This is a genomic window from Nostoc sp. UIC 10890 (genome assembly GCF_054786515.1).
The window spans coordinates 4,345,739-4,368,373 of the sequence record NZ_JBSGKF010000001.1 but is presented as its reverse complement, the minus strand read 5'-3'; the positions used below and the strand labels follow the sequence as shown (position 1 = coordinate 4,368,373).

The 22,635-nt window shown below is 41.7% G+C and carries 25 protein-coding genes; 4 read left to right on the top strand and 21 right to left on the bottom strand.

Going from position 1 to position 22,635, the window contains the following annotated elements; all coding sequences use genetic code 11:
- Positions 1 to 235 precede the first annotated feature (235 nt).
- Together ACWATR_RS17895 and ACWATR_RS17890 are read left to right on the top strand one after the other, a co-directional pair.
- Positions 236 to 1,783, top strand: a complete 1,548-nt coding sequence (locus ACWATR_RS17895) for an HlyD family efflux transporter periplasmic adaptor subunit (RefSeq protein ID WP_460335089.1) — start codon at positions 236 to 238, stop codon at positions 1,781 to 1,783.
- Positions 1,784 to 2,785: 1,002 nt separating this feature from the next.
- On the top strand, positions 2,786 to 3,568 hold the full coding sequence (locus ACWATR_RS17890; protein ID WP_460335086.1) for a peptidylprolyl isomerase: 783 nt from the start codon (positions 2,786 to 2,788) through the stop codon (positions 3,566 to 3,568).
- A gap of 527 nt (positions 3,569 to 4,095) precedes the next feature.
- Here ACWATR_RS17890 and ACWATR_RS17885 read toward each other — a convergent pair.
- The 14 genes from ACWATR_RS17885 to ACWATR_RS17820 form a co-directional block, all read right to left on the bottom strand.
- Positions 4,096 to 4,401: a HetP family heterocyst commitment protein gene (locus tag ACWATR_RS17885; RefSeq protein WP_435025608.1), complete on the bottom strand. Its 306-nt coding sequence runs from the start codon at positions 4,399 to 4,401 to the stop codon at positions 4,096 to 4,098.
- Positions 4,402 to 4,505: 104 nt separating this feature from the next.
- Positions 4,506 to 5,609 carry a T3SS effector HopA1 family protein gene (locus ACWATR_RS17880; protein ID WP_460335083.1) on the bottom strand — a complete coding sequence of 368 codons (1,104 nt, stop codon included), beginning with the start codon at positions 5,607 to 5,609 and terminating at the stop codon, positions 4,506 to 4,508.
- Between the two features lie 115 nt (positions 5,610 to 5,724).
- Positions 5,725 to 6,891 (bottom strand): phosphotransferase, encoded by a 1,167-nt coding sequence (locus ACWATR_RS17875; RefSeq protein WP_460335080.1) that lies wholly within the window; start codon positions 6,889 to 6,891, stop codon positions 5,725 to 5,727.
- A 277-nt stretch (positions 6,892 to 7,168) separates the two neighbouring features.
- On the bottom strand, positions 7,169 to 7,393 hold the full coding sequence (locus ACWATR_RS17870; RefSeq protein WP_460335076.1) for a hypothetical protein: 225 nt from the start codon (positions 7,391 to 7,393) through the stop codon (positions 7,169 to 7,171).
- A 388-nt stretch (positions 7,394 to 7,781) separates the two neighbouring features.
- The gene (locus ACWATR_RS17865) at positions 7,782 to 8,015 is read right to left on the bottom strand and encodes a hypothetical protein (protein ID WP_460335073.1); all 234 of its coding nucleotides are present in this window, start codon (positions 8,013 to 8,015) and stop codon (positions 7,782 to 7,784) included.
- Between the two features lie 193 nt (positions 8,016 to 8,208).
- Positions 8,209 to 8,469, bottom strand: coding sequence for a hypothetical protein (locus ACWATR_RS17860; RefSeq protein ID WP_460335070.1), 261 nt, complete (start codon positions 8,467 to 8,469; stop codon positions 8,209 to 8,211).
- 156 nt (positions 8,470 to 8,625) lie between these two features.
- Positions 8,626 to 8,859 carry a hypothetical protein gene (locus ACWATR_RS17855; RefSeq protein WP_460335067.1) on the bottom strand — a complete coding sequence of 78 codons (234 nt, stop codon included), beginning with the start codon at positions 8,857 to 8,859 and terminating at the stop codon, positions 8,626 to 8,628.
- A gap of 156 nt (positions 8,860 to 9,015) precedes the next feature.
- Complete coding sequence (locus tag ACWATR_RS17850; protein WP_460335064.1) at positions 9,016 to 9,249, bottom strand: hypothetical protein; 234 nt, start codon at positions 9,247 to 9,249, stop codon at positions 9,016 to 9,018.
- 156 nt (positions 9,250 to 9,405) lie between these two features.
- Positions 9,406 to 9,639 carry a hypothetical protein gene (locus ACWATR_RS17845; protein WP_460335064.1) on the bottom strand — a complete coding sequence of 78 codons (234 nt, stop codon included), beginning with the start codon at positions 9,637 to 9,639 and terminating at the stop codon, positions 9,406 to 9,408.
- A gap of 156 nt (positions 9,640 to 9,795) precedes the next feature.
- On the bottom strand, positions 9,796 to 10,029 hold the full coding sequence (locus ACWATR_RS17840) for a hypothetical protein (RefSeq protein ID WP_460335064.1): 234 nt from the start codon (positions 10,027 to 10,029) through the stop codon (positions 9,796 to 9,798).
- Positions 10,030 to 10,185: 156 nt separating this feature from the next.
- Positions 10,186 to 10,419 carry a hypothetical protein gene (locus ACWATR_RS17835; protein WP_460335061.1) on the bottom strand — a complete coding sequence of 78 codons (234 nt, stop codon included), beginning with the start codon at positions 10,417 to 10,419 and terminating at the stop codon, positions 10,186 to 10,188.
- A 604-nt stretch (positions 10,420 to 11,023) separates the two neighbouring features.
- A complete protein-coding gene (locus ACWATR_RS17830; RefSeq protein ID WP_460335058.1) occupies positions 11,024 to 11,272 on the bottom strand; it encodes a bacteriocin in 249 nt (82 codons plus the stop codon).
- Positions 11,273 to 11,639: 367 nt separating this feature from the next.
- Positions 11,640 to 13,199, bottom strand: a complete 1,560-nt coding sequence (locus tag ACWATR_RS17825) for a M16 family metallopeptidase (RefSeq protein WP_460335055.1) — start codon at positions 13,197 to 13,199, stop codon at positions 11,640 to 11,642.
- Positions 13,200 to 13,549: 350 nt separating this feature from the next.
- Positions 13,550 to 15,193 (bottom strand): M16 family metallopeptidase, encoded by a 1,644-nt coding sequence (locus ACWATR_RS17820; protein WP_460335052.1) that lies wholly within the window; start codon positions 15,191 to 15,193, stop codon positions 13,550 to 13,552.
- 151 nt (positions 15,194 to 15,344) lie between these two features.
- Between ACWATR_RS17820 and ACWATR_RS17815 the strand changes: the two genes are divergently transcribed.
- Positions 15,345 to 15,959 carry a TetR/AcrR family transcriptional regulator gene (locus ACWATR_RS17815; RefSeq protein WP_460335049.1) on the top strand — a complete coding sequence of 205 codons (615 nt, stop codon included), beginning with the start codon at positions 15,345 to 15,347 and terminating at the stop codon, positions 15,957 to 15,959.
- A 149-nt stretch (positions 15,960 to 16,108) separates the two neighbouring features.
- Here the strand turns inward: ACWATR_RS17815 and ACWATR_RS17810 are convergent, their stop codons facing one another.
- The 4 genes from ACWATR_RS17810 to ACWATR_RS17795 all read right to left on the bottom strand — a co-directional run bounded on the left by ACWATR_RS17810 (position 16,109) and on the right by ACWATR_RS17795 (position 19,347).
- Positions 16,109 to 16,555, bottom strand: coding sequence for a DUF4332 domain-containing protein (locus tag ACWATR_RS17810; protein ID WP_460335046.1), 447 nt, complete (start codon positions 16,553 to 16,555; stop codon positions 16,109 to 16,111).
- A gap of 129 nt (positions 16,556 to 16,684) precedes the next feature.
- Positions 16,685 to 16,921, bottom strand: coding sequence for a 2Fe-2S iron-sulfur cluster-binding protein (locus tag ACWATR_RS17805; protein WP_420759671.1), 237 nt, complete (start codon positions 16,919 to 16,921; stop codon positions 16,685 to 16,687).
- Between the two features lie 125 nt (positions 16,922 to 17,046).
- Positions 17,047 to 18,531, bottom strand: coding sequence for a cobyric acid synthase CobQ (gene cobQ, locus ACWATR_RS17800; RefSeq protein ID WP_181928010.1), 1,485 nt, complete (start codon positions 18,529 to 18,531; stop codon positions 17,047 to 17,049).
- Positions 18,532 to 18,942: 411 nt separating this feature from the next.
- Positions 18,943 to 19,347, bottom strand: a complete 405-nt coding sequence (locus ACWATR_RS17795) for an Npun_F0494 family protein (RefSeq protein WP_069072670.1) — start codon at positions 19,345 to 19,347, stop codon at positions 18,943 to 18,945.
- Between the two features lie 193 nt (positions 19,348 to 19,540).
- Between ACWATR_RS17795 and ACWATR_RS17790 the strand changes: the two genes are divergently transcribed.
- Positions 19,541 to 19,978: a peroxiredoxin gene (locus ACWATR_RS17790; RefSeq protein WP_069072671.1), complete on the top strand. Its 438-nt coding sequence runs from the start codon at positions 19,541 to 19,543 to the stop codon at positions 19,976 to 19,978.
- 79 nt (positions 19,979 to 20,057) lie between these two features.
- Here ACWATR_RS17790 and ACWATR_RS17785 read toward each other — a convergent pair whose 3' ends face one another.
- The 3 genes from ACWATR_RS17785 to ACWATR_RS17775 form a co-directional block, all read right to left on the bottom strand.
- Complete coding sequence (locus ACWATR_RS17785) at positions 20,058 to 20,456, bottom strand: hypothetical protein (protein ID WP_460335038.1); 399 nt, start codon at positions 20,454 to 20,456, stop codon at positions 20,058 to 20,060.
- Positions 20,457 to 20,492: 36 nt separating this feature from the next.
- Entirely contained in the window at positions 20,493 to 21,380 is an 888-nt protein-coding gene (locus tag ACWATR_RS17780) for an ABC transporter permease (RefSeq protein ID WP_460340491.1), read from the bottom strand.
- A gap of 164 nt (positions 21,381 to 21,544) precedes the next feature.
- Positions 21,545 to 22,564, bottom strand: coding sequence for an ABC transporter ATP-binding protein (locus ACWATR_RS17775; RefSeq protein WP_460335035.1), 1,020 nt, complete (start codon positions 22,562 to 22,564; stop codon positions 21,545 to 21,547).
- Positions 22,565 to 22,635 lie beyond the last annotated feature (71 nt).

Below are 22,635 nucleotides of genomic sequence, written 5' to 3'. Positions count from 1 at the left end.
ATGCCCCATGCCCGAATGGCACTAAGAAAAGGGAAAATCGTTGAGGCAGCAGGGGAGCAGAGGAGCAGGGGAGAAAGAAGAAATTTTAGGCATTGCGTTCAGATATTTAGAAATTCCCCTCTGCCCCCTGCTCCCCTGCCCCTCTGCAATCCCTACGCCGCTTACCTTTCAGCTTAACTTAGTGCCATTCGCCCCATGCCCAATTCCCATATCCAGTTCCCAATCCCCAATTCTTATGCCAAACCCATCTAATAATTCATCATCTGCCTTTGCCATAGAAAAGCCGACTGAATTTCACCTGCCTGAAGACGCAAATGCCACTATTGATTCTCAGACGCAGAAAACATCTGAAGCAAACGATTGGTTTTACGGCACTGAGGAACTACTAGACGCCTTACCAAAAATCTGGACGCGCTCCATGTTGTATTTACTGGTAGGCTTTGCTGCGATCATCTTACCTTGGGCAATGCTTTCTAAAGTTGATGAAACAGGAAGTGCTAGAGGGCGAATGGAACCGGAAGGAGCAACCCAACAATTGGATAGTCCAGTTATTGGTAGCGTTACTGCTGTCAACGTCAAAGAAGGCGCAACCGTAAAAGCAGGAGAGGTTTTGCTGGAATTGGAGTCTGATGTGCTGCGAACAGAATTGCAGCAGGTACAGACAAGACTAGAAGGTTTATTGAATCGGCGATCGCAACTCGATCTCCTCAAAAATCAAATTCTCTTGACGATTAATACCCAAGAGCAACAAAATAAATCCCAAGAATTGGAAAAAATTGCCCAAGTTAGTCAAGCGCAGCAAAACCTTGATGCTAAACAGAGTACTTACAACTTACAACGACTGGAAAAACTGGCTCTAGTAGAACAGGCTAACCAGAACATCAGTTCTACCCAGATTGCTCAGAAGTTAGCTAAGAGTCGTTTAAGGCGAGATTTTACAGAAGTTGCGCGTTATCGCAAACTTTTGCGAGTGGGTGCGATTCCCCAAACCAAACTTGTGGAACTGGAAAAAACAGCGGAAGAAAGCCAACGCTTGCAAGAGCAAACAAAATCTGATATTACACAAGCCCAGTTGCGTTTAAAAGAAGAATTGAACCGCTATCAGTCGTTGATGAGTCAAGCTCAATCAGATATTCAGCTTTTCAAACTTCGCTTGCAAGAGCAGCAAAGTAGCTATCGTAGTGTAGTGCAAGCAGGTAGACTGGCGGTGCTGAGAAATCAGGAACAGCTTAAAGACTTACAAACACAAATTAGTAACCTGCAATCAGAAATTGCTCAAACTGGAAGCCAGGTGACATCCTTACAGCTACAGATGCAGCAACGAATAGTGCGATCGCCAATTGATGGGGTAATTTTTGAGTTACCTATCGAAAAACCAGGCTCAGTAGTCGAACCGGGACAGATGATTGCCCAAATTGCACCCAACAATACCCCCTTGATTTTAAAAGCGCAGATGCCCAGCCAACAAAGCGGTTTTTTGAAAGTGGGAATGCCAGTTAAAATCAAATTTGATGCTTATCCCTTCCAAGATTACGGGGTAGTGCAAGGGCGCGTTAGCTGGATTTCACCTAACTCGAAAGTTCAGACGACTAATCAAGGTAACATCGAAACCTATGAGTTAGAAATCTCCCTAGATCAACCCTATATCCAAAATGCCAACAGACGTATTCCCCTAACACCAGGTCAAACAGCAACCGCCGAGGTGATTATTCGTCAACGCCGCGTGATGGACTTTATTTTAGATCCGTTTAAGAAGTTGCAAGAAGGTGGTTTAGAGCTTTAGCAATTAGAGGTTGAAAAGTAGTTACCTATGATTTTAGGCACTTGTTGATCCCCCCAACCCCCCTTAAAAAGCTACGGTGTACACACAAGTCTGAAATAGCTGATTAACCAAGGTTTTACCCCACCCTAACCCTCCCCGTATGTATTGGCTACGGTGTATACACAACTCGCAAAAAGATCAATTTCTCATTGTTCTCTCGTTTATCTCGTTCCTATGCTCTGCATAGGAATGCCTGATTAGAGGCTCTGCCTCTAGTCATACCAATTTGAAAAAAGAATGCGACAAATAGACCATTTGTAGAGACGCGATGAATCGCGTCTTTGTGTTGCAATCATTAATTTAACTGGTACAGATATTGAGTCAGAGACTCAATGAATGCATTCCCAGTCGGAGACTGGGAACGAGGAAATGCTTATCAAACTAAGTTTTTAGGACTTGTGTTTACACCGTAGCTTAAAAAAGTGAGGAACCGGAATTAAAGTCCCCCAAATTATCGGGAATTTAGGGGGATCTAAAACGTTTTGTTACCAAATTCCTTTGTAAGCAAAGATATCCTCGAATTTTTTAAGGATTCGGGCTTCTGAATCTTGAGATTTAATATGTATAAAAGATTGCTAAATATTCATCCGATGAATATTGTGTTTTGGTTGTTTATTTTTAGCTATTTACATTCTTTTGCTACACCCAATATTTTTCGGTAAAGGGAAACCAAAAACCTTTCCCACTTCCCCCTTCCCCTTTACCCTTTCTCCCAAACTAATACCCTCTTTTGAAAATGCTTAACCGATAAGTATTGTTACTACACCTATTTATCAAAAAAATAAATATAATTTATATTTTATAATATATACCTTCTGATTACATCAGATAAAATATTCGAGTTACTATTATATAAAGGCAATAATAATTGCATCTAAAAAATAGCAAAGACACAATTATTATTGTCTAAATAAAATTGAAAACACCCTATTAATTTAGGTTACTAATTGGAGGAATTGGAATATGTCAAAACTATTGACTGTTTCTCCTGATGATATTCTTGACCACATCAAGCTTTCTTGCCAAATCCCTAGCGTATTGGAGGCGATCGCAACTCGTAAAATTGTTAAAGATGAAGCTAAAAAGGTAGGCATTGAGATTGGTTTAGAAGAACTGCAAAATGCAGCAGATAGCCTGCGTTTAGCCAACCAACTTATCAAAGCAGAAGATACTTGGGCATGGTTAGAAAAATATCATCTTTCTTTAGACGACTTTGAAACAATAGCCGAAACAAACCTATTATCTGCTAAATTGGCAAATCATTTATTTGCAGAAAAAGTCGAATCATTTTTCTATGCACACCAACTCGATTATGTTGGAGCAGTGACATACGAAGTTGTATTAGATGATGAAGATTTAGCTCTAGAAATGTTTTATGCCTTGCAAGAAAATGAAATCAGTTTTCAAGAAATTGCCCGCCAATACATTCAAAATACTGAAATACGCCGGGCTGGAGGATATCAAGGAATACGCCTCCGCACCGATTTTAGACCAGAAATTGCAGCAGCAGTATTTGCCGCTAGTCCCCCACAAATTCTCAAGCCAATAACTACTCCCAAAGGAGTGCATATAATTGCAGTTGAGGAAATCATTAAACCTCAACTAGACGAACAGCGGCGGCTGCAAATAATGGGAGACTTATTTGCTAATTGGTTAAAAGCACAAATCGCTGCCTTGGAAATAGTGACCAATCTGACGAAGGTTGTCATTCCTCAACCATCTAAAGATATCCTAATACAGGCTTAACCTCTAATTCCCTCCTTTTTAAGGAGGGTTAGATAGGACTGTAAATAAAATAGACCATACGGTAAGGGCACAGCATTGCTGTGCCCTTACGACAGATTTGGTTCAAATACATGAAAACTGCTGTAATACCATTTCACGAAAATCTTGATACATATAGATTTTTCGTAGGGGTTTAGCAGTGCTCATTAGTGTCAACTTAAGCTAAAACCCTTTTCAAATCTCGTTTCCAGCCTCTGGCTGGAAATGCACTTCAATTGCGGCTCTGCCGCCAATAAGGGAGGCGGAGCCTCAACGATGAGCATTCCCAGTCTCCGACTGGGAACGAGGCAAGCTAAAAGCTAGTTATAGGCTGGCTTTTACGCTAAGTTGACACCAATGAGCAGTGCTAAACCCTTACCCCGGATTTCTCACCACACCTCTCAAAGCCTGCGCTTGTGCAGGGGAGCAGAGGAGAGTTCAATGTGCCAAGTTCAATCCCCTCTGCTCCTCTGCTCCATCAAAGGCCTGAAGCTTGTGAGAAATGCGGGTTACCCACTACCTTTACCGATACCTATTTGAATCCAGCTTGATTCTAGTTTAAAAAGTCCTAAATTCTGATTATCAGTTTGACGACGATTTGCTTTGCTAAGTAGCCAGTTATTTTTCATTAATCGAAGGTAGGTGCGCGAGGGTATATATTCTAGAGGATTGTAGCCACTAAAACGGAGGAGTAAAACACAAGCCCAGGAATACTTGCCCGCAGAAACAGCTTTGACGATCTGTTTTAATTCTTCATGATTGAAGTTGAATTTGTTATCTAATGCTTTATGAGACTCGGAGAGTTTTTTAGTCATATAATTACCTCGTGAGCGAAAATATGATCTTGGTTAGCACAGTTTTAGGTAGCAGAGATCCTCAACCCCCGGCAATTCGGGGGCTTTGAATGCTTAACCGTATTTCATAGATTCAAAGAAGTATAGATATCATCCGAGTTAGGATTGAGGTAGGGACGTTGCAATTCAATTTTGCACAAAGAGAAATGTCGAAGAATTGATGTCATCCGTCCTGCTGGTGTATCATCTCCTTCATGCCAAGCCTCAAGTAAAGCATTGGCAACAATTTGACAGCGGTTTGTACCAAAACTTTCTTTATCAGCAAATTTGCGGTCTGGTTCTTCAGCGATCGCCATCCCTGGTGCTACCATTTTGGTAAACAAAGGCACTTGCTCGCCAAAATGGGATTGATGTTCTGCATACACCCTCTCTAACACTGGGTGAACAGTTTCGTAGTTGCTTTTGCCAAAGTAAAGCACTGCTGAGTCGTAACGCTCATAGTCGGAAGGATTATATAGTGCTTTGAATGAAAAGAAAATGGGGATAGCGTTGAGTTGGGCAGTTAAACTGTCCATGACTGCAACTGCACCATCTGAAGTTAAATTGAAATAAACGCGCACCAGATTTTCTCGATTTGAGGGAGTTCCGGCATTAGCAACCGCCATATAAAATCCGTTTTGCACCAGATTTTTGGGCATTTTAATCGTCACTAAATTACCGACAGTAACAGGTTGGTCTGTTGGTTGCAAATGGATATCGCGTTCAATGTGCAGTATTAAAGCATTTTTCTCAACTGCCAAAGTACCATCAGTTTCTTCTTTCACTACCAGCCAATCAGGACTCCAGTAGCCTTCGCCTCTGTTGCTTTCATGCAAGCGATCGTAAAATGCTAAATCTACACCCAACAAAGTGTTATTTTCTATATTTTGATTCAGTGCCAAATTTGTTACCTCTGCATCGGGTGCGAGGACACTTTTCAAAGAGCCATTGTAATAGATGCCGTAGAGAAAATTACGCAGTTGCACGCTTAAAAAGCTATTCTGGATGTCTAAGGGTAATTGCTGAAAACGAGCAACTGCTGCCTCTGGTAATTCCAAGGGTTTATAGTCTGGGTGTCTAATACAATAGTGAGATTCAATTTGAAGTTGATTAATGATGTCTTGTAGTGATGTCTGCAATGACTCTGAAATATCTGGTAGTTGAGTTTCTAGCGAATCTAATAGTTGCATAGGTATCTGTTTGGGAATTGGGCATTGGGAATTAGGAATTGGGCATGGGGGATGGGGATGGGGCGTTAATTATTCTCCTCCTCCGCTCCCCTTGCTCCCTCATCTCCCTCATCCTCTAAACGGGGGCAAGGTCTGATATTTGCATTCCGAAAATTGTTGGAATTGATGCTTCTGGACGGCACAACAAACTTTTAGCAACTTGGAGCATACATATACCAGAATTACCAAAAGTTTTTTCGTGCTGGAGTGCCGCTTGAATGGCTTGAATCAAAGCTAAACCAGAAAATTGCACGACTCGTTGCAAGAAATCAGGACGATGCTCTAAGATTTCGGGAAAGTAAGCTAAATAAGTAGTAAGTAGGGCCGAGATGGAAGGCTGAAGTAGTTGTAGAGGGGTTGTTGCTAGACGTAAAGATTCTTCGATCGCAATGGATTTACTGGTAATTAAACTATACAGCCAAAATTGCAAATAGCTAGCGATCGCTTTTCCTAAATCACTAGCGGGATCTCCCCAACCAGAGCGTTCCCAGTCAATGAATCGAACAATGCTCTCATCTGAGAACGATTCATCAAAAAATACTTCTTCCCAATTGAGTAATAGAAGAATATTGTTTAACTTCAGGTCATTATGCGTTAGACAGCAAGGAGTGAAAGCCTTGCTCAAATTTGCGATCGCTTGTCCCAGACTGTCGTAACGTTGATAAAGGGTAAAGAATTTCAGTCCATCAGCAGGAACCTTACCAAAAATTTCCGGAGTAATCCTATCCAATCCACGAATTAGCTCAGGAGTTTTTTGATTAGATGCATCCTCAGACTTTTGAAAAAATTCCCGATAGTTTTGACGGTCAAAAGTTAGACGATGAATTGATGCCAGAGTCGCACCAACAGCCGCCGCAATCTTAGTTGGAAAAAAATTCTTCTTCAGGTAGAAATCATGCAAATCGCAATAATTGCTCAGATAATTAAACACAATGATGGAATTTTCCGCATTAAAATGCAATGCTTCCGACAAATAAGGTCGAACATGGCTGATTTCTGGAAATGTTTGGAAAAAATCGTGAATTCGCCATTCTTGCAAAAACTCTCCAGCAGTTTTGCCTTCTCGGTTGAGACGTTCTTGCTTCACTAAAAGTTGTTGTCTTTCTGGAAAAGTCAGCAACAAGTTAAAATTTTTAGCAGGTTTTAGCTCAATTTTGGTCAAAGACTGCTCCTGTTGAGTACACAGACTTTGAGAAATCAGGTAGCTAAAAACATTTTGAGAACTTAATAAAAATGGAGGCATAGGGTCAGAAAATTTCCAGCTTAATCACTAAAGTTTGCTGCTCATACCAATTCCCTATAAACTTGCATTAAATGATTGCCTAACCCTTTTTTGATGTACTTCTCGCGTTGGCAAAGCCTCTGTCTCAGACACACTACGCGAACGCAGAGAAAGCGTACTTGGCGGTTAGTTTGTAAATATTATCTGCATCTTCATGGAGAATTGGTATCAGTTCAAAGATATTAATGGCAAATCAATACATTGCAAATTTACCATCAGGTTGTAATGCAATCATTATTTAAGTCACGTTCTCACCAGGATTAAATGACTTTGCTAGTAACGTATTATTGTAGATTGCAAAGGACAATAACATAAATTCAAGGTTTTTTACACCAAACTTCAGCATTTGAGCAAATTCATCTTCTTCACCACCATATACAAATATAAAATCCATATCAGTCAGATCGGTCAGGTAATTTTCTGAATCAGCAAGGTGCAGTTCAGAAATTGTGATGTGTGGCATTTACTTCATTCCAGCGAATCATCTATTCATCGCTAACCGGAAGTTAGATTCAATTAGAGATTGCTTAACCTAGCTCGGTAGCGAAGAACTAAAAATTCTGAATAATTATTGAGAAATATTTTCTCGGCTCTCCTGGCTTCTTAGTAGTCAATAAGTCTCATGTGTTATATCATTTCACGAAACACCTGATACATTCATTTTCCAAGGAGGCTCAATTTCCTCCTGAAAAAAGAGGGTTAGAAAGTATCAATCATTGACCTAATTCTAGTGACTTTAGTTGCATCTACATGTCGCTGATGTTAAACTAAAAATGATAATTTTTGCACATGAGTTACTTCTTTCCTCTTAATCCCAGAAGAGCCATTTAGCTGAGGAAACAAACTACAAATTAAACACCCTCGCTGAATGACTTAGCTAAAGATACAACGTTATTGATGCCAAAGCCTAATACAGAGAATTCAAACCCCTTGATGCCATATTCCAGTAACCGTTCATATCCATGACCTTCACCACCATGTAAAGATATAGAATTCATATCGCTCAACTCGGTTAGGAAGTTTTCGGAATCTTGGAAGAATTCCGAGCCAAGAGGACGCAGTTTGGAAATTGTGATCTTAGTCATAATTAATTCCCCAAAATAATTGTGGTCGTCCAGTAATATTTGTGCGTAATAAAGCTTTTCATAGCCTAATTTAGGCGGAGTCCTGGCTTTTGATAATTCAAAAAATCTTGCTATTATTAACTGCACAAATATTGTTTTTCCTGCAATTAGAGGAAAGTAAAATCGCTTTGTATCGCACTATGAATTAATATTTTTAATCACAAGTGCTGTTGGCAGAAGCACCGCTACCTTGGCTGAATGACTTGGCTAGAGATACAACATTATTGATTGCCAACCCTAAGATTGAGAACTCGTATCCCTTAATTCCATAATCTAGGAACGGATCAAATCCATCGCCATGACCACCATAGACAGAGGTGGAATTTACATCGCTCAATTCGGTGAGAAAGCTTTCGGAATCTTGGAATAGTTCTGAGCCAGCTAGATACAATTCAGAAAGTGTAATAGTAGCCATGATTTACTCCTAAAAATCTTGTGATCATTTATCTGTAGATTGCTGAATTTGGCTCTTTTAGGTTTTTGATGTTCAAGAAACCTGATGTTTATCACATATATTTCTTTTTGCTTCTAATCCCAAAAGAGCTATTTAGCTCATTAGCGAACTATGCTATTAATCTGCATCGCTGAATGACTTAGCTAGGGATACAACGTTATTGATACCCAGACCTAAGATGGAGAATTCAAATCCCTTTTCGCCATAGGTCAAGAAGTCATCGTATCCTTCGCCTTGTCCACCATGCACGGAAACAGAATTCATCTCGTTCAATTCGGTGAGAAAGCTTTCGGAATCTTGGAATAGTTCTGAGCCAGCTAGATACAATTCAGAAAGTGTAATAGTAGCCATGATTTACTCCTAAAAATCTTGTGATCATTTATCTGTAGATTGCTGAATTTGGCTCTTTTAGGTTTTTGATGTTCAAGAAACCTGATGTTTATCACATATATTTCTTTTTGCTTCTAATCCCAAAAGAGCTATTTAGCTCATTAGCGAACTATGCTATTAATCTGCATCGCTGAATGACTTAGCTAGGGATACAACGTTATTGATACCCAGACCTAAGATGGAGAATTCAAATCCCTTTTCGCCATAGGTCAAGAAGTCATCGTATCCTTCGCCTTGTCCACCATGCACGGAAACAGAATTCATCTCGTTCAATTCGGTGAGAAAGCTTTCGGAATCTTGGAATAGTTCTGAGCCAGCTACATACAGTTCAGAAAGTGTGATATTAGCCATGATTTACTCCAAAAAAGTTGTTGTAGTTAATGAAATTGCTGAATATCAATAGCTCTTTTGGGTTTTTGATGTTCAAGAAACCTGATGTTTATCACATATATTTCTTTTTGCTTCTAATCCCAAAAGAGCTATTTAGCTCATTAGCGAACTATGCTATTAATCTGCATCGCTGAATGACTTAGCTAGGGATACAACGTTATTGATACCCAGACCTAAGATGGAGAATTCAAATCCCTTTTCGCCATAGGTCAAGAAGTCATCGTATCCTTCGCCTTGTCCACCATGCACGGAAACAGAATTCATCTCGTTCAATTCGGTGAGAAAGCTTTCGGAATCTTGGAATAGTTCTGAGCCAGCTACATACAGTTCAGAAAGTGTGATATTAGCCATGATTTACTCCAAAAAAGTTGTTGTAGTTAATGAAATTGCTGAATATCAATAGCTCTTTTGGGTTTTTGATGTTCAAGAAACCTGATGTTTATCACATATATTTCTTTTTGCTTCTAATCCCAAAAGAGCTATTTAGCTCATTAGCGAACTATGCTATTAATCTGCATCGCTGAATGACTTAGCTAGGGATACAACGTTATTGATACCCAGACCTAAGATGGAGAATTCAAATCCCTTTTCGCCATAGGTCAAGAAGTCATCGTATCCTTCGCCTTGTCCACCATGCACGGAAACAGAATTCATCTCGTTCAATTCGGTGAGAAAGCTTTCGGAATCTTGGAATAGTTCTGAGCCAGCTACATACAGTTCAGAAAGTGTGATATTAGCCATGATTTACTCCAAAAAAGTTGTTGTAGTTAATGAAATTGCTGAATATCAATAGCTCTTTTGGGTTTTTGATGTTCAAGAAACCTGATGTTTATCACATATATTTCTTTTTGCTTCTAATCCCAAAAGAGCTATTTAGCTCATTAGCGAACTATGCTATTAATCTGCATCGCTGAATGACTTAGCTAGGGATACAACGTTATTAATACCCAGACCTAAGATGGAGAATTCAAATCCCTTTTCGCCATAGGTCAAGAAGTCATCGTATCCTTCACCTTGTCCACCATGCACGGCGATAGAATTCATCTCGTTGAGTTCAGTTAAGAAGCTTTCGGAATCTTGGAACAATTCTGAGCCAGTTAGATACAACTCAGAAAGTGTAATTTGAGCCATGATTTACTCCTAAAAGGTCTTGTTGGATATGAACAACTAAGCTGGATATCGCTTAACTGTTAATGCAATTTTTATCCATAACTTTCATGAAAATCAAGGCAATTAACCTGCTAAAAAAGACATAAATAAATGATATAAGTCTGTTTTGGGCATCGATTTTAAATACAAAAAATCAGAGTCCGATATTTATTTGAACTAAAGATTAACGAGAATTAAACATCTTGACAGATTCTATATAGCAGTTTTTAAATGCCTGAAAGATACGAAGTGTTATGGTATATCCCTACTTCATACATGATTAAAATCTTGTTTGCAGTTATAGCATTAGATTGGGCTTTGGCAATGCTTGTCGTTCTCTCACAATATAAAAATTACATTGTGTGCAATGTCTACCCTACAATAAACTTTAGATATAGCGGTTCTCGCTTGAGTGAGATACAAGAATACCACCCCTAGCCCCATTCCAGCAATTGATTAGGGGATTATGATGTACCTCATGTGATTAGAAAACACTATAATAATTACCATAAAAATTGTGCGCTCTAAGATGAATTCAGTCTTAGAACGCACAATTTAAATTAATTTCAAAATTAATTGCAAAAAATTAAAGGCTCTCAACAATTTCTGTTTGGACTTCTCCTAGCTTGTCATTTAGTACATCCAGCCAATTATCAAATCGATCATTTAGTTCACTGACTATACCTGACGGATCTTTGACTGAGGTTCCTGACCCTCTTCTTCTTCTTCTTTTTCCATAACCACCTTCTATAGCCTTCATTTCCTTATCGGTTAGCTCATCATATTGATTTTCTTCCCCGATAGGATGTAGGTCAGATATTGTTATCCTAACCATGTGGTCGCCTCCTTAAATACATTGCTATACATTTATATTCAGCTACACAGCCTTGGATAGGATTCAACTAAACCTCACATCCAAAACCCTTCTCTTATATTTTGCTATGCAATTAAAGAAAATCAAGTTTTATAGATGAATTTTCGAGACTGAATTAAGGGAGTTGTGTCTAAAGAAGAAACGATTTTATAGGAGCGCATTTTTGATTTTGTTGAGTATCCCATACAAATAGAGACGCGATTTATCGCGTCTCTATTTTTAGTTTGACTGCAATTTGTTATGAATGAGGGCTGTGTTCAGATGCTACACATTCAAAATGATCCCTCCGCCTAACGGTGACCCCCTTAAAAAAGGGTTAAAGATGAAATTAATTCTTCGCCTGTGGTTGTGAACCAGGAATCGTTACATCTATTGGTGTCACCTGTGCTGCTAGTTGCGTCAATGGTGGTTGAATAGCGGTTTGATTTCCCACTACTAAAGTCACGATCTTTTCTGGTTTGAGGTATTCTCGTGCTACCCGTTGCACATCTGCGGCGGTGGTGGCGGCGACAGCTTTTTGATAGCGAAAGAGGAAATCAGCAGGATAGCCGTAATATTCGTATCGCATCAACCGCGATAAGGTTTGACTGGGGTCTTGAAAATTGAACACAAAGGAGTTGAGTGTAGACTCTTTTGCAAAAGCCAGTTCTTTTGCTGTCACTCTTTGAGTTTGGATGCGCTTGATTTCACTTTGTAAGGCTTTGACAAACTGGACGGTAGCATCCGATCGCGTTTGTCCACCAGCAATAAACATGCCAGGATAGTCGAAACGGGGACTCCACTGGCCATAGACCGAGTAAGCTAAACCTTGGCGCGATCGCAATTCATTAAATAAGCGTCCACCAAATCCATTTAACACTCCATTCAATACATCTAGCGCCGCATAATCGGGACTGTCAAACCGTCCGCCTAAATGGCCGATAAGCACACTACTCTGCGTCAGTTGTGGCTGATTGACAAAAAATACTCCACCTGTATTAGCTGGCAAAACCTTTGGTAATGTCGGTTTAGCAACACCTGGGTTGCGGTTCCAGTCGCCCAACTTAGCTTGAACGAGCGATCGCATTTTCTTAGAATCAAAATCCCCTACAATCCCCAAAATCATATTATTGGGGTGGAAATATTGCTGATAAAACTTGAGTAAATCCTCACGCTCAACCTGATCCACCGTTGCATACTCTATGGTGCGAGCATAAGGGCTATCTTTGCCATAGATCAATTTCTTAAATTCTCGACTAGCAATCCCATTTGGATCGTCATTGCGACGGGCAATGCCACCCTTAGCCTGAGTTTTCGCCAAGTCTAGCTTTTCTTGAGCAAATGCTGGCGATCGCAAAACCTCAGCAAATAGCCCAAATACCGTTTCTAAATCTTCACTGAGGGCGTCAAAGCTTGCACCACCAGAAGTTTCACTAATACTAGTTTCCACCGAAGCTGCCCGTTGTTCCAATATCTCGTTGAGTTCATCAGGCGAATGCTTCTTGGTTCCTCCAGTCCGCATCACCGCGCCTGTAAAACCAGCTAAACCAACTTTTTCCATTGGTTCCAAGCGATTTCCTGTCCGCACAAATGCCGTCCCATTCACCAACGGCAATTCGTGATCCTCCATCAAATAGACAACTAAGCCGTTTTGAAGCACAAACCGCTCATACTTGGGTAACTTAATCTCAGGTAGCGGTGGCAGTTGCAACTCTGTGTAATGCTTCGCCTCAGCTGTCGCCGCCAGAGAAAAGTTACAAGTTAAAAGTAAACACGCAAAAACAGCAACTAAAGCATAAATCAACCCCTGCCTCTTTTGAATTTTGAATTTTGTTAGCACAGCGTTAACGAATCCGCGAGCATCATTTTGAATTTTGAATTGTTTACCCTTCACCTTGTACCTCTTCATATCTCTCCTACCTTTGCGCCCTTTGCCGTTCTTTTCTCTTAGAGGATGTTTGAAAAGTTTTGAGCGAATATAATTCGCTACTACACAAGCTAAGTCCACCTACGTGCAATACTTTTCGGGTTTTGGGGAAAAGGGTAAGGGGTAAGGGGTAAGAAAAAACTTTTAACCTTTACCCTTTAACCTTTACCCGAAACCCAATTCCGAGTTCAAAATGCTTATCCGAGCAGTATTGCACCTACGTGGACTAGCAGAAAATCGAGTTTTATAACCTGCGTCGGCGGGTTTTGTATGTGTAGCCGCGACTTCTAGTCGCAGAGGTAAGTAATAATTTAGACTTTTCAAACAACCTCTTAAGCTTGTTTCGACAACAGCTTACCAATCGTGCGATTTTTCGGTGTAAACGTCTCCTTTGCCACCCGCACAATATCAGTCGTCGTCACCACCGAAATGTCATCCAACTGCTTAAACAAATTCCGCCAAGAGCCAGTTTTCACCTCATATTCCAACAATTGTTGAGCCATCCCCATATTGGAATCGAGGGTACGTAACAAACTCGCCCGTGCTTGGGTTTTCACCCGTTCTAAATCAGTCACCGCTACAGGCTCAGTTTTTAATTTGTCAATTTCTTGACGCAAAGCCACCGCCAACTCATCAACTGTATGACCAGGAGCCGTGAGAGCATAGAACAACATCAGGTTTGGATACTTATCTCCAGGAAATCCGCTAAAACCTTGGGCATTTAGCGCCAAACGCTGCTTTTCTACCAAAGATTTATACAGCCGCGATGTGCGCCCATCACTTAATAAACTGCCAATGATTTCATAGACTGCATTATCTGGATGGGTAATTGCCGGACGATGATAACCTTCTAAATACCAAGGTTGAGAAGGTAGTTGTAAAGTAACTTCCCGTGTTTGTTGTTGTGGCGGTTCCACCGGGATTTGTTCAACAGCTTTGGTTTTGGCTTCATAGCGGCCAAAATAAGTTTGCGCCAGTTTTTTCACCTCAGCCGGATTAACATCTCCGACAATGGCAATGGTCAAATTACTTGGTACGTAGTGAGTATCAAAAAACTTTTGGACATCTTCTGGTGTCAGATTGCGAATATCTTCGTCATAACCAATCACTGGACGCCTGTAAGGATGGGCTTTGTAAGCAGTATCGATAAACTTTTCCACCATCATGCCAATGGGTGAATTATCTACCCGCATCCGTCGTTCTTCTAAAATTACATCTCTTTCTTTATAAAACTCACGACGAATTACAGGATCAAGAAATCGCTCCGACTCCAACGACATCCAAAGTTCTAGCTTATTAGCAGGAAAGCTGTACAGATAACGGGTGGCTTCAGTTGAAGTATTGGCATTTAAACCCACGCCTCCCGCTTGTTCAACAATTTGCCCCAATTCATTTTGTTTGACAAGCTTGGCTGCTTGCGATTCCACTTTCTTAAACTCAGCTTCTAACCGTGCAACCTCATCTTTTTTGCCATCGGCTTTTGCTGTTTGAATTTGAGCATCTAACCTTTCTAAAGCTTCAAGTAGTGGTTTTTCTTTTTTGTAGTCTTCTGTACCAATGCGCGTCGTACCTTTAAATGCCAAATGTTCCAGAAAGTGAGCTACGCCAGTTTTGCCATCTGGCTCATCCACGCCACCGACATTTGCATAAGTAAGAAAAGAAACTACGGGCGCTTGATGCCGTTCCAAAACAATGAATTTCAGACCATTTTCGAGGCGAAACTCCGTTAACTGCTTGATGACTCGATCCAGATAAGGTTGGATTGAACTTTGAACTGGCGGGGTTTGAGTTTTGGTTTCTTGAGGAGGAGGTGCTGTCTGAGTTTGAGCCAGAGCAATTTCTGGTAGTAATCCCCACCAGAGAATGATCAAAGCTAACAAAGTGACAAACAACCGCCGCAATATGACAGATACTTGATCTGACCAATCCAAAATCCCCAATCTAAAATTTAAAATTGACCGACTGATCTGGTTCATAAGCGAAAATTAAGATAAAGTTACATTACCTAAATAACAGGATACTTAGCAAAAGGGCGTTAATCTTGTATTAAGCTTTCAGTGGGTCTTTGTACTTGACATTAGACAATAATGCTACAAGTCCTGTTCCGGATATCTAACCATAACTGTTATGCGAGTTTTTAATTCTTCCCCGCCTTCAGAGGCTCAGACGCGCACCCGGATTTTGCAGGCAGCACAACGGTTGTTTGCCTCTCAGGGATTTGATGGTACTACCACCCGCGACTTAGCACAAGCAGCAGGTGTAGCTGAAGGCACTCTGTTTCGTCATTTTCCCAATAAAAAAGCGATTTTGGTGGAAGTAGCCACGAATGGTTGGGTAGAGATTCTCACCGATTTGCTAACAGAATTGAGTGAAATGGGCAGCTATAAAGCCGTAGCTCAGGTGATGCGCCGTCGGATGTGGAATTTTCAAAAAAATGCCGATTTGATGCGCGTTTGTTTTATGGAAGTGCAGTTTCACCCCGACTTGCGCGATCGCATTCAATTAGAAGTCATTAACAAAATGACCGATGTCGGCGAAGCATTCTTTCAAACAGCTATGGATAAAGGCATTTATCGTCAAACTGACGCCAAGCTAGTTGCCAAAGTTTTTTTAGGAATGTTTGCGATCGCAGGTTTTTCCAACAATACCCTCATAGAACCTGACGCCTCCCCCCAACAAATGCAGGAAATGGCCGAAGGACTCGCTGATATCTTCCTTAATGGTGTTTTAGCAAAAGAGTAGGGAATTGGGCATTGGGCATAGAAGATTATGAAAAAGGGTAAAGGGGAAGGGGGAAAGGGTTTATTTCTTTATCCTTTTCCCTTTAACCTTGTCCCTTTGTCCTCTCATCTCCCTCATCTCCCCAGTCCCCAGTCCTCAGTCCCCAGTCCCTAATCCCCAGTCCCTAATGTTTTCGCTTGCTGACTCCACTGTTGTACTAACTCAATTGCTGGACACAAATCTCGTCGCTGCATTGTTGCTACTTGCAAGCGCATAATTTGTTGGTGCAATCTGTGAGTGGGAGTTTGAGCTAACTGCACTACAGAACCAATACCCGCATGGAGTAATAAACCACAATATTGTGTACCTACACTAGGAATACGTGCCAAGTCTGCTAAAGCCATCCATTTATTTATATGCTGAAGATGAATCTGTAGTTTATTTGCTAAGGCTAGTCTTTCTTCTAGAGTTTTCCCTTGTTTGAATAGTACAAACGTGCTACTAATCCCACAATTTTGCAGTTGACATTGTTCCTCGTGGCTCAACCCAGGTAATTGCTCAATTGGCCAGTCACGAGATTGCATAGTACTTCTACTATCTTTGTGTTTAGCAGACATTTTTCTAAAATATAGGCTTCTTGAAATATTGTGACGCGATCGCGCAAACTACGTTCAAAGTCTTTTACCCCTTTGAACTTGGCAAATGACTCCTGAATTCTGAATTCTACTGTATTTGTTGGAAGTCCCTTACCAAGTTGGATCGCTAAACAAATTAATTGTTAATTCCTTCCGTGGCGGTACTGCGGTGATACAAGCGCGGATGATCTCTCCATCTTCTAACTCCACAGTGCAAGCGTGACAAGACCCCATGAGACAACCGGTGGGAATAAATACCCCAGCCCTCTCTGCTACATCTAAGAGGGCTTCTCCCACCTCAGCATCTACTGTGACATCATCTGGTAAAAAGCGGACACGAACAATCATCAGTGTTACGCATTTAATTTAGTCTTGTCATTCGTCCTTTGTCAGTCGTCCTTTGCAAATGACCAATGACAAATGACTAATGACGCGGTCTTAACGAAAAAATCTGCATTTCAATGTATTTTAGCTTAAGACAAAAACAGACTTAAATCTAAATGGCTTTCAACTTCAGTGGCTAGGGAGTCCAAAATCTGCTCTCGCTGTTCTCGATAGTTAGCAACACCTGTGGGCAAAGATTTTAAACCCCGCTGTTGACGGAGGCGATTTAACCAAGCCCGTCGCCAAGGCCCGTTATCAAACAGCCCGTGAAGATAACTTCCCCACACCGATTGACAACTATCCACTAATCCTAAATTAATATCGTCAAATAGGGCATGGTAGGATTGGGGGTCGATGCCTTGTTGTTCGATGCGCGATCGCCCTTGGTGGATTTCAAAGCCATTGACTGGCAAGCCCTGTTGTGGATAATTTGAGCTAACTTGGCGCTGGCGGGCGATTTTTTGCCCTGTAATTACAGTTCTGATTGGTAAAAGATTTAACCCTTGAAATCTGCCAGCTTGTCCTTCTATCCCTTCTGGATCGGCGATGATTTGACCAAGCATTTGATAGCCACCGCAGATACCTAAAACCGTCCCACCAGAAGCAGCATAGTTTTGGATGGCTTCTGCCATACCGCTTTTTTGCAGTAGTAGTAAATCAGCAATCGTAGTCTTTGTACCTGGAATAATTACGGCATCAGGATGTCCTAAATCTTGCTTAGGACTTAAGTATTTTACTGAAACTGTACTTTCTGATTCCAGTGGGTCAAAGTCGGTGAAGTTGGCAATTCTGGGTAAGCGGATAACGGCAATGTTGAGATCCGTTTGGGCTTTATTCGAGGACGATTGACGTTCTAGCAGATCAAGGGAGTCTTCTGCTGGAAACATTTCTTGCAAGTAAGGTATAACACCGATAACCGGGATACCTGTCCGTTCTTCTAACCATTTTATCCCCGAATCTAGGAGCGATCGCTGTCCTCGAAACTTGTTAATTACTACACCCTTAATTAGGGCGCGTTCATCCGGTTCTAATAACTCTAGAGTGCCTACCACGTGGGCAAAAGCACCACCTCGGTCAATATCAACTACTAACATTGTTGGCGCATTCAAATATTTCGCCACCCGCATATTAGTTAAGTCGCGGTGCTTGAGGTTAATCTCCGCTGGACTACCAGCACCTTCACAAACCAGCAAATCAAATTCTGTTCCTAAATGCTGTAGCGATTCTTCAATTGTCCGCCACCCCAGTTCAAAATATTGCTCGTAGTAATCTGAGGCACTCACTTTACCTACAGACCTACCTTTAATAATTACTTGGGAGGTCATATCTCCTTGGGGTTTGAGTAAAATTGGGTTCATTTCTACCCAAGGCACTACTCCTGCCGCCCAAGCTTGTACTGCTTGGGCATAGCCAATTTCTCCACCACTAGCAGTGACATAAGCATTTAAAGCCATATTTTGACCTTTAAAAGGAGCCACTCGCCAACCACGCCGCGACAGAATACGACAAATAGCTGTGGTTAAAAGTGATTTCCCTGCATGGGATGTTGTCCCCACTACCATAATTGATTTCATAGTTGCTATTTAGTTAGTTTTTCTAGATAAGGGTGAATTTTAGGAGTGAATAGTCACCAGACAATCCATCCATCATTTAAAAAGCAGAAGCAGGGAACAGGGAGAATGGAGCAAAGGGAAAATTCCTCTCCTCTATACCCTTCACCCTACCTCTCTGCCTCTTTTCCATGCCCAATGCCCCATGCCCAATTCCCAATGCCCCATGCACAAATTTAAGTCAAATGATTATGGTAAAGACTTCATGAATAGATGTGATGTTTCCGTATATATTGTTCCCTTTGATTCCCTAATCCTAACTCTTTGGTTTTTTATTCTCAGAACTTACGCAAACAATAGCCGAAACACTGATTTTCATGTAGGGGCAATTCATGAATTGCCCCGACAGCGTATAGTTTTGCGTAAGTCCTAATTCTAAAAAGGTATCCGTAACCAACGAATCACAATATCGGACAAACGATCGCGCCATGAAGCAGTCCGCCAATTTTTTCCCTGGTACTGTTCCACCAATTGGCGTCCCAGGGGAGTGAGGCGAAAACTATCTGTAATCCCCTGACCATCGACTTCTCGACGCAATACACCCACTTGAATCAGCCAGCCCAGGGCGTTATCACACGCTAATTCTGATAAAGGGCGCTTAGTATAGCCCTGCTTGAGTCCATTTTCTAAGGCGATCGCAGCTAATGACACACTCTGGTGTCCCATGACTTCAAATAAAGATACATTGAAGGGTGAACACACTAGCGATCGCTCGGCTCTTTCTACTGTGCTTTGAGGATAGACAAAAATATTTGGGTTTTGGGAATCAACAGCAGGCATTGTGTATGGGTAGAAATTTTTCTTCTCAAAAAGATTAATTTTAGAATTGATTTTTTTTGTAGCAGATATCTAATTTAACCAAAATTAGTTACCTAAAGTATAGTTGCGCTATTTTTTGATAATTATATTTAATCATTATAAATTAATGTAAAATTTCAAGTGCATCAACAATCTGAAACAGGAAAGGTTAATTATGCCTCTAGCAGTTGGTACGGATGCACCTGCATTTACCACCAAAGATACAAACGGCAACACAGTCTCTTTATCTGATTTTGCCGGAAAGACAGTCGTTTTGTATTTTTACCCCAAGGATGATACGCCAGGCTGCACCAAACAAGCCTGTAGTTTTCGGGATGCCCAGTCTCAATATCAAGGAAAAGATATTGTAATCTTGGGAGTCAGTGCAGATGATGAAGTTTCCCATCAGGCATTCACCCAAAAATATAATTTGAATTTTCCTCTATTGGCTGATAGCGACAAATCCCTCATTAAAGCTTTCGATGTGGATGGCGGCGGTTATGCGAAGCGCGTTACTTACGTAATTGACCCTAGCGGTAAAATTACCCATGTTGACACTAGTGTAAATACCACCACCCATGCTAGCGATGTTTTAGCTGTACTAGGGTTGTAGTTTTTTACTTGAGAACTAAGAATTTTTGAAATATGTATTTAGCCCCAAGCCTTTAGGGCTTGGGGTTCTTTGTTTGATTTCAGTTACCTGATGATGGTGTAGCCGGTGGTGGCGTAACTGATGGTAGTGTAACCGTTGGCAAACTGGGGGTTGCTTGCTGTTGCTGACCTTGAATTAGTTTTTGTTGCCTTGCTTTAAATGCTGCTGCTGCTGAGTCTAATTTTTCGTTTTGCTGGTCAGAATTCCAGTTGAGAGTCCCAAAATTCGCCCGATGAATCAGATCAAACATATTGAAATTATCTGAGTTCGTGCGGGAGAAAGGGTCGGTATTTTGGTCTGTTGTACTATTACTGGGAAAAGCATCGGCTGGGCTGCTGATTTGAGCCGAACTGGGTTGAGCCATGAGCAAGGAAGCAAAGCTCATTCCTGCCACGCTGGCTACAAAGAGTCTAGTAATTTGTAAAAATGGTTTTTTCATGGGATTTTGACGCTAAAATTGCTCTATTTTATCTCTTTAAGCAAGAGTCCGCCGCAGTTGGGGTTGAATACTCAGCAAGGCGACAAGGGCAAAGCCAAACAACACCAGCAACGCTCCCCCAAAGGTAACATCACCCCAAGGAGCCTGCATTACTACACTACCTAGTCCCCAATCACTGTGGAGATAGAGATAGCGAATTGGTTCGATCGCATAGCTAAGAGGATTCAAGGTAGCGATAACCTGCAACCACTGAGGCATGAAGGATAAAGGTGCCAAAGCAGTACTAGCAAACAATAATGGCAGGTTCGTAACGAAAATTACTGCAATCAATTCAATGTGTCCCGGTAGAGCGAAAGCTAAACCAAGGGAGATAGCTGTAACACCCAAAGCTAAGAGTAAGACAATTAGAGCGATCGCACTTAAACCTATTGCATCTGGTAGTCCAGCCCCCAAGAATGCCGCTGCCGCTACAATCACCGCTGCTTGCAGCAAACTTTGACTGATGATGAAGATGGCTGAGGCAAAGACAATAGAAAACCGCGATGCTAAAGGTGCTACCAGCAAACGATTCAAAAAGCCAAACTCACGGTCAAACATTACCGGCAAACCAGCATTCAGCGCCCCAGCAAAGGCTGTAAACACAATGATGCCAGCAGCCAAAAATTGACCGTAATTTGTTGTATTGCCAAATATACCCTTGGGAGCATTTTGGAACAAAGCGCCAAATAGTATCAACCACATTACTGGCTGAATAATTCCGGCAACCAAAGATGAGGGACGGCGTTGCAATTGAATAAACAAGCGACGAGTTAAAGCCAGCGTCTCTTGTACCAATTCACCGAAAAAGTTAGGTGCAGTATTAGCATCTGCTTGCGGCGATGCTAGCGGCTGCCAATTGATATCAGATTTAGGAGTAACACTCATGATTGGGGATTGGGGATTGGGGATTGGGAAATTGGGGATTGGGGATTGGGGATTGGGGATTGGGGATTGGGGATTGGGGATTGGGGATTGGGGATTGGGGATTGGGGATTGGGAAATTGGTAAGTATTTCCATGCCCCATGCCCCATTCCCCATGCCCCATCCCCTATCTCATATTTTGCTTCTTCTCAGCCTTGGGATCGCGAGTGGCAACGGCTGCGAGTTCTGCATCCATCAGGGTGCGTCCTGTGGCGGCGAGGTAAACGTCATCGAGGCTGGGGCGAGATTGGGCGATGCCAAAGATGGGTAAGCCAGCATTATTCAACGCTTGCTGTATGTTAATCAGAACATCGTTTTGAGGTGTCACCACCAAGTTGAGGGAATTCCCTTGAGCGCTGTTGATGATTACTTCTTGGACAAAGGGCAAAGTTTGCAAGAGATTTTTGGCTTTTTCTGCTTCCTCAATGGGAGAAAACTCGCGGATTCGTAAGGTGATGCGATCGCCACCGACTTGATCTTTTAATTGTGAAGGTGTCCCACTTGCAATCACAACGCCGCGATCTATAATTGCCACGCGATCGGCTAGGGCGTCAATTTCTTCTAAATAATGGCTGGTAATTACTACCGTCGTTCCAGAGGCACGTAATTTTCTCAGGAAATCCCATACCACAAAGCGGGTTTCTATGTCAAGTCCCACAGTTGGCTCATCCAACACCAAAACATCCGGTGCATGGAGCAACCCAGCAGCCAAGTCTAGGCGCTTGCGTAAACCGCCAGAGTAGGTTCCTGTCTTTTTATTGGCGTATTCTTGCAAACCGAGTAAATCTAAGACTGTCTCAATGCGCTGTTTGGCTATTGCGCCTGGGAGGTGATAAAGTGCTGCTTGCAATTGCAGTAGTTCTTTTCCAGTCAACACTTTATCTATAGCGACTTCCTGAGCTACATAGCCTAATCGTTGTCTTGCCACTCTCGGATTATCTAACACAGAGATGCCAGATACTTCGATTTTGCCAGCATCCGGTGTGGTGAGTGTACACAAGGCACGCAAGGTAGTAGTTTTCCCAGCACCGTTGGGGCCAAGTAAACCAAAGATTTCTCCTGGTTCTACCTGAAAGGAAACATCCTGAACAGCAACCACTGTACCGTAGCGTTTTTGCAGATTTTGAATTAAAACGGCGGGAGCCATGACAGCCTATCCCCAACTATACAAATCTCAATAAAGTCTATCCTTATTGTAGAAGGTAGGGAGCAAGGAAA

What these genes read in the sequence shown, in the direction of transcription:
- ACWATR_RS17895 (WP_460335089.1), top strand. Translation starts at nt 236, where the DNA reads ATGCCAAACCCATCTAATAATTCATCATCTGCCTTTGCCATAGAAAAG.
- ACWATR_RS17890 (WP_460335086.1), top strand. Translation starts at nt 2,786, where the DNA reads ATGTCAAAACTATTGACTGTTTCTCCTGATGATATTCTTGACCACATC.
- ACWATR_RS17885 (WP_435025608.1), bottom strand. Translation starts at nt 4,401, where the DNA reads ATGACTAAAAAACTCTCCGAGTCTCATAAAGCATTAGATAACAAATTC.
- ACWATR_RS17880 (WP_460335083.1), bottom strand. Translation starts at nt 5,609, where the DNA reads ATGCAACTATTAGATTCGCTAGAAACTCAACTACCAGATATTTCAGAG.
- ACWATR_RS17875 (WP_460335080.1), bottom strand. Translation starts at nt 6,891, where the DNA reads ATGCCTCCATTTTTATTAAGTTCTCAAAATGTTTTTAGCTACCTGATT.
- ACWATR_RS17870 (WP_460335076.1), bottom strand. Translation starts at nt 7,393, where the DNA reads ATGCCACACATCACAATTTCTGAACTGCACCTTGCTGATTCAGAAAAT.
- ACWATR_RS17865 (WP_460335073.1), bottom strand. Translation starts at nt 8,015, where the DNA reads ATGACTAAGATCACAATTTCCAAACTGCGTCCTCTTGGCTCGGAATTC.
- ACWATR_RS17860 (WP_460335070.1), bottom strand. Translation starts at nt 8,469, where the DNA reads ATGGCTACTATTACACTTTCTGAATTGTATCTAGCTGGCTCAGAACTA.
- ACWATR_RS17855 (WP_460335067.1), bottom strand. Translation starts at nt 8,859, where the DNA reads ATGGCTACTATTACACTTTCTGAATTGTATCTAGCTGGCTCAGAACTA.
- ACWATR_RS17850 (WP_460335064.1), bottom strand. Translation starts at nt 9,249, where the DNA reads ATGGCTAATATCACACTTTCTGAACTGTATGTAGCTGGCTCAGAACTA.
- ACWATR_RS17845 (WP_460335064.1), bottom strand. Translation starts at nt 9,639, where the DNA reads ATGGCTAATATCACACTTTCTGAACTGTATGTAGCTGGCTCAGAACTA.
- ACWATR_RS17840 (WP_460335064.1), bottom strand. Translation starts at nt 10,029, where the DNA reads ATGGCTAATATCACACTTTCTGAACTGTATGTAGCTGGCTCAGAACTA.
- ACWATR_RS17835 (WP_460335061.1), bottom strand. Translation starts at nt 10,419, where the DNA reads ATGGCTCAAATTACACTTTCTGAGTTGTATCTAACTGGCTCAGAATTG.
- ACWATR_RS17830 (WP_460335058.1), bottom strand. Translation starts at nt 11,272, where the DNA reads ATGGTTAGGATAACAATATCTGACCTACATCCTATCGGGGAAGAAAAT.
- ACWATR_RS17825 (WP_460335055.1), bottom strand. Translation starts at nt 13,199, where the DNA reads ATGAAGAGGTACAAGGTGAAGGGTAAACAATTCAAAATTCAAAATGAT.
- ACWATR_RS17820 (WP_460335052.1), bottom strand. Translation starts at nt 15,193, where the DNA reads ATGAACCAGATCAGTCGGTCAATTTTAAATTTTAGATTGGGGATTTTG.
- ACWATR_RS17815 (WP_460335049.1), top strand. Translation starts at nt 15,345, where the DNA reads ATGCGAGTTTTTAATTCTTCCCCGCCTTCAGAGGCTCAGACGCGCACC.
- ACWATR_RS17810 (WP_460335046.1), bottom strand. Translation starts at nt 16,555, where the DNA reads ATGTCTGCTAAACACAAAGATAGTAGAAGTACTATGCAATCTCGTGAC.
- ACWATR_RS17805 (WP_420759671.1), bottom strand. Translation starts at nt 16,921, where the DNA reads ATGATTGTTCGTGTCCGCTTTTTACCAGATGATGTCACAGTAGATGCT.
- cobQ (WP_181928010.1), bottom strand. Translation starts at nt 18,531, where the DNA reads ATGAAATCAATTATGGTAGTGGGGACAACATCCCATGCAGGGAAATCA.
- ACWATR_RS17795 (WP_069072670.1), bottom strand. Translation starts at nt 19,347, where the DNA reads ATGCCTGCTGTTGATTCCCAAAACCCAAATATTTTTGTCTATCCTCAA.
- ACWATR_RS17790 (WP_069072671.1), top strand. Translation starts at nt 19,541, where the DNA reads ATGCCTCTAGCAGTTGGTACGGATGCACCTGCATTTACCACCAAAGAT.
- ACWATR_RS17785 (WP_460335038.1), bottom strand. Translation starts at nt 20,456, where the DNA reads ATGAAAAAACCATTTTTACAAATTACTAGACTCTTTGTAGCCAGCGTG.
- ACWATR_RS17780 (WP_460340491.1), bottom strand. Translation starts at nt 21,380, where the DNA reads ATGAGTGTTACTCCTAAATCTGATATCAATTGGCAGCCGCTAGCATCG.
- ACWATR_RS17775 (WP_460335035.1), bottom strand. Translation starts at nt 22,564, where the DNA reads ATGGCTCCCGCCGTTTTAATTCAAAATCTGCAAAAACGCTACGGTACA.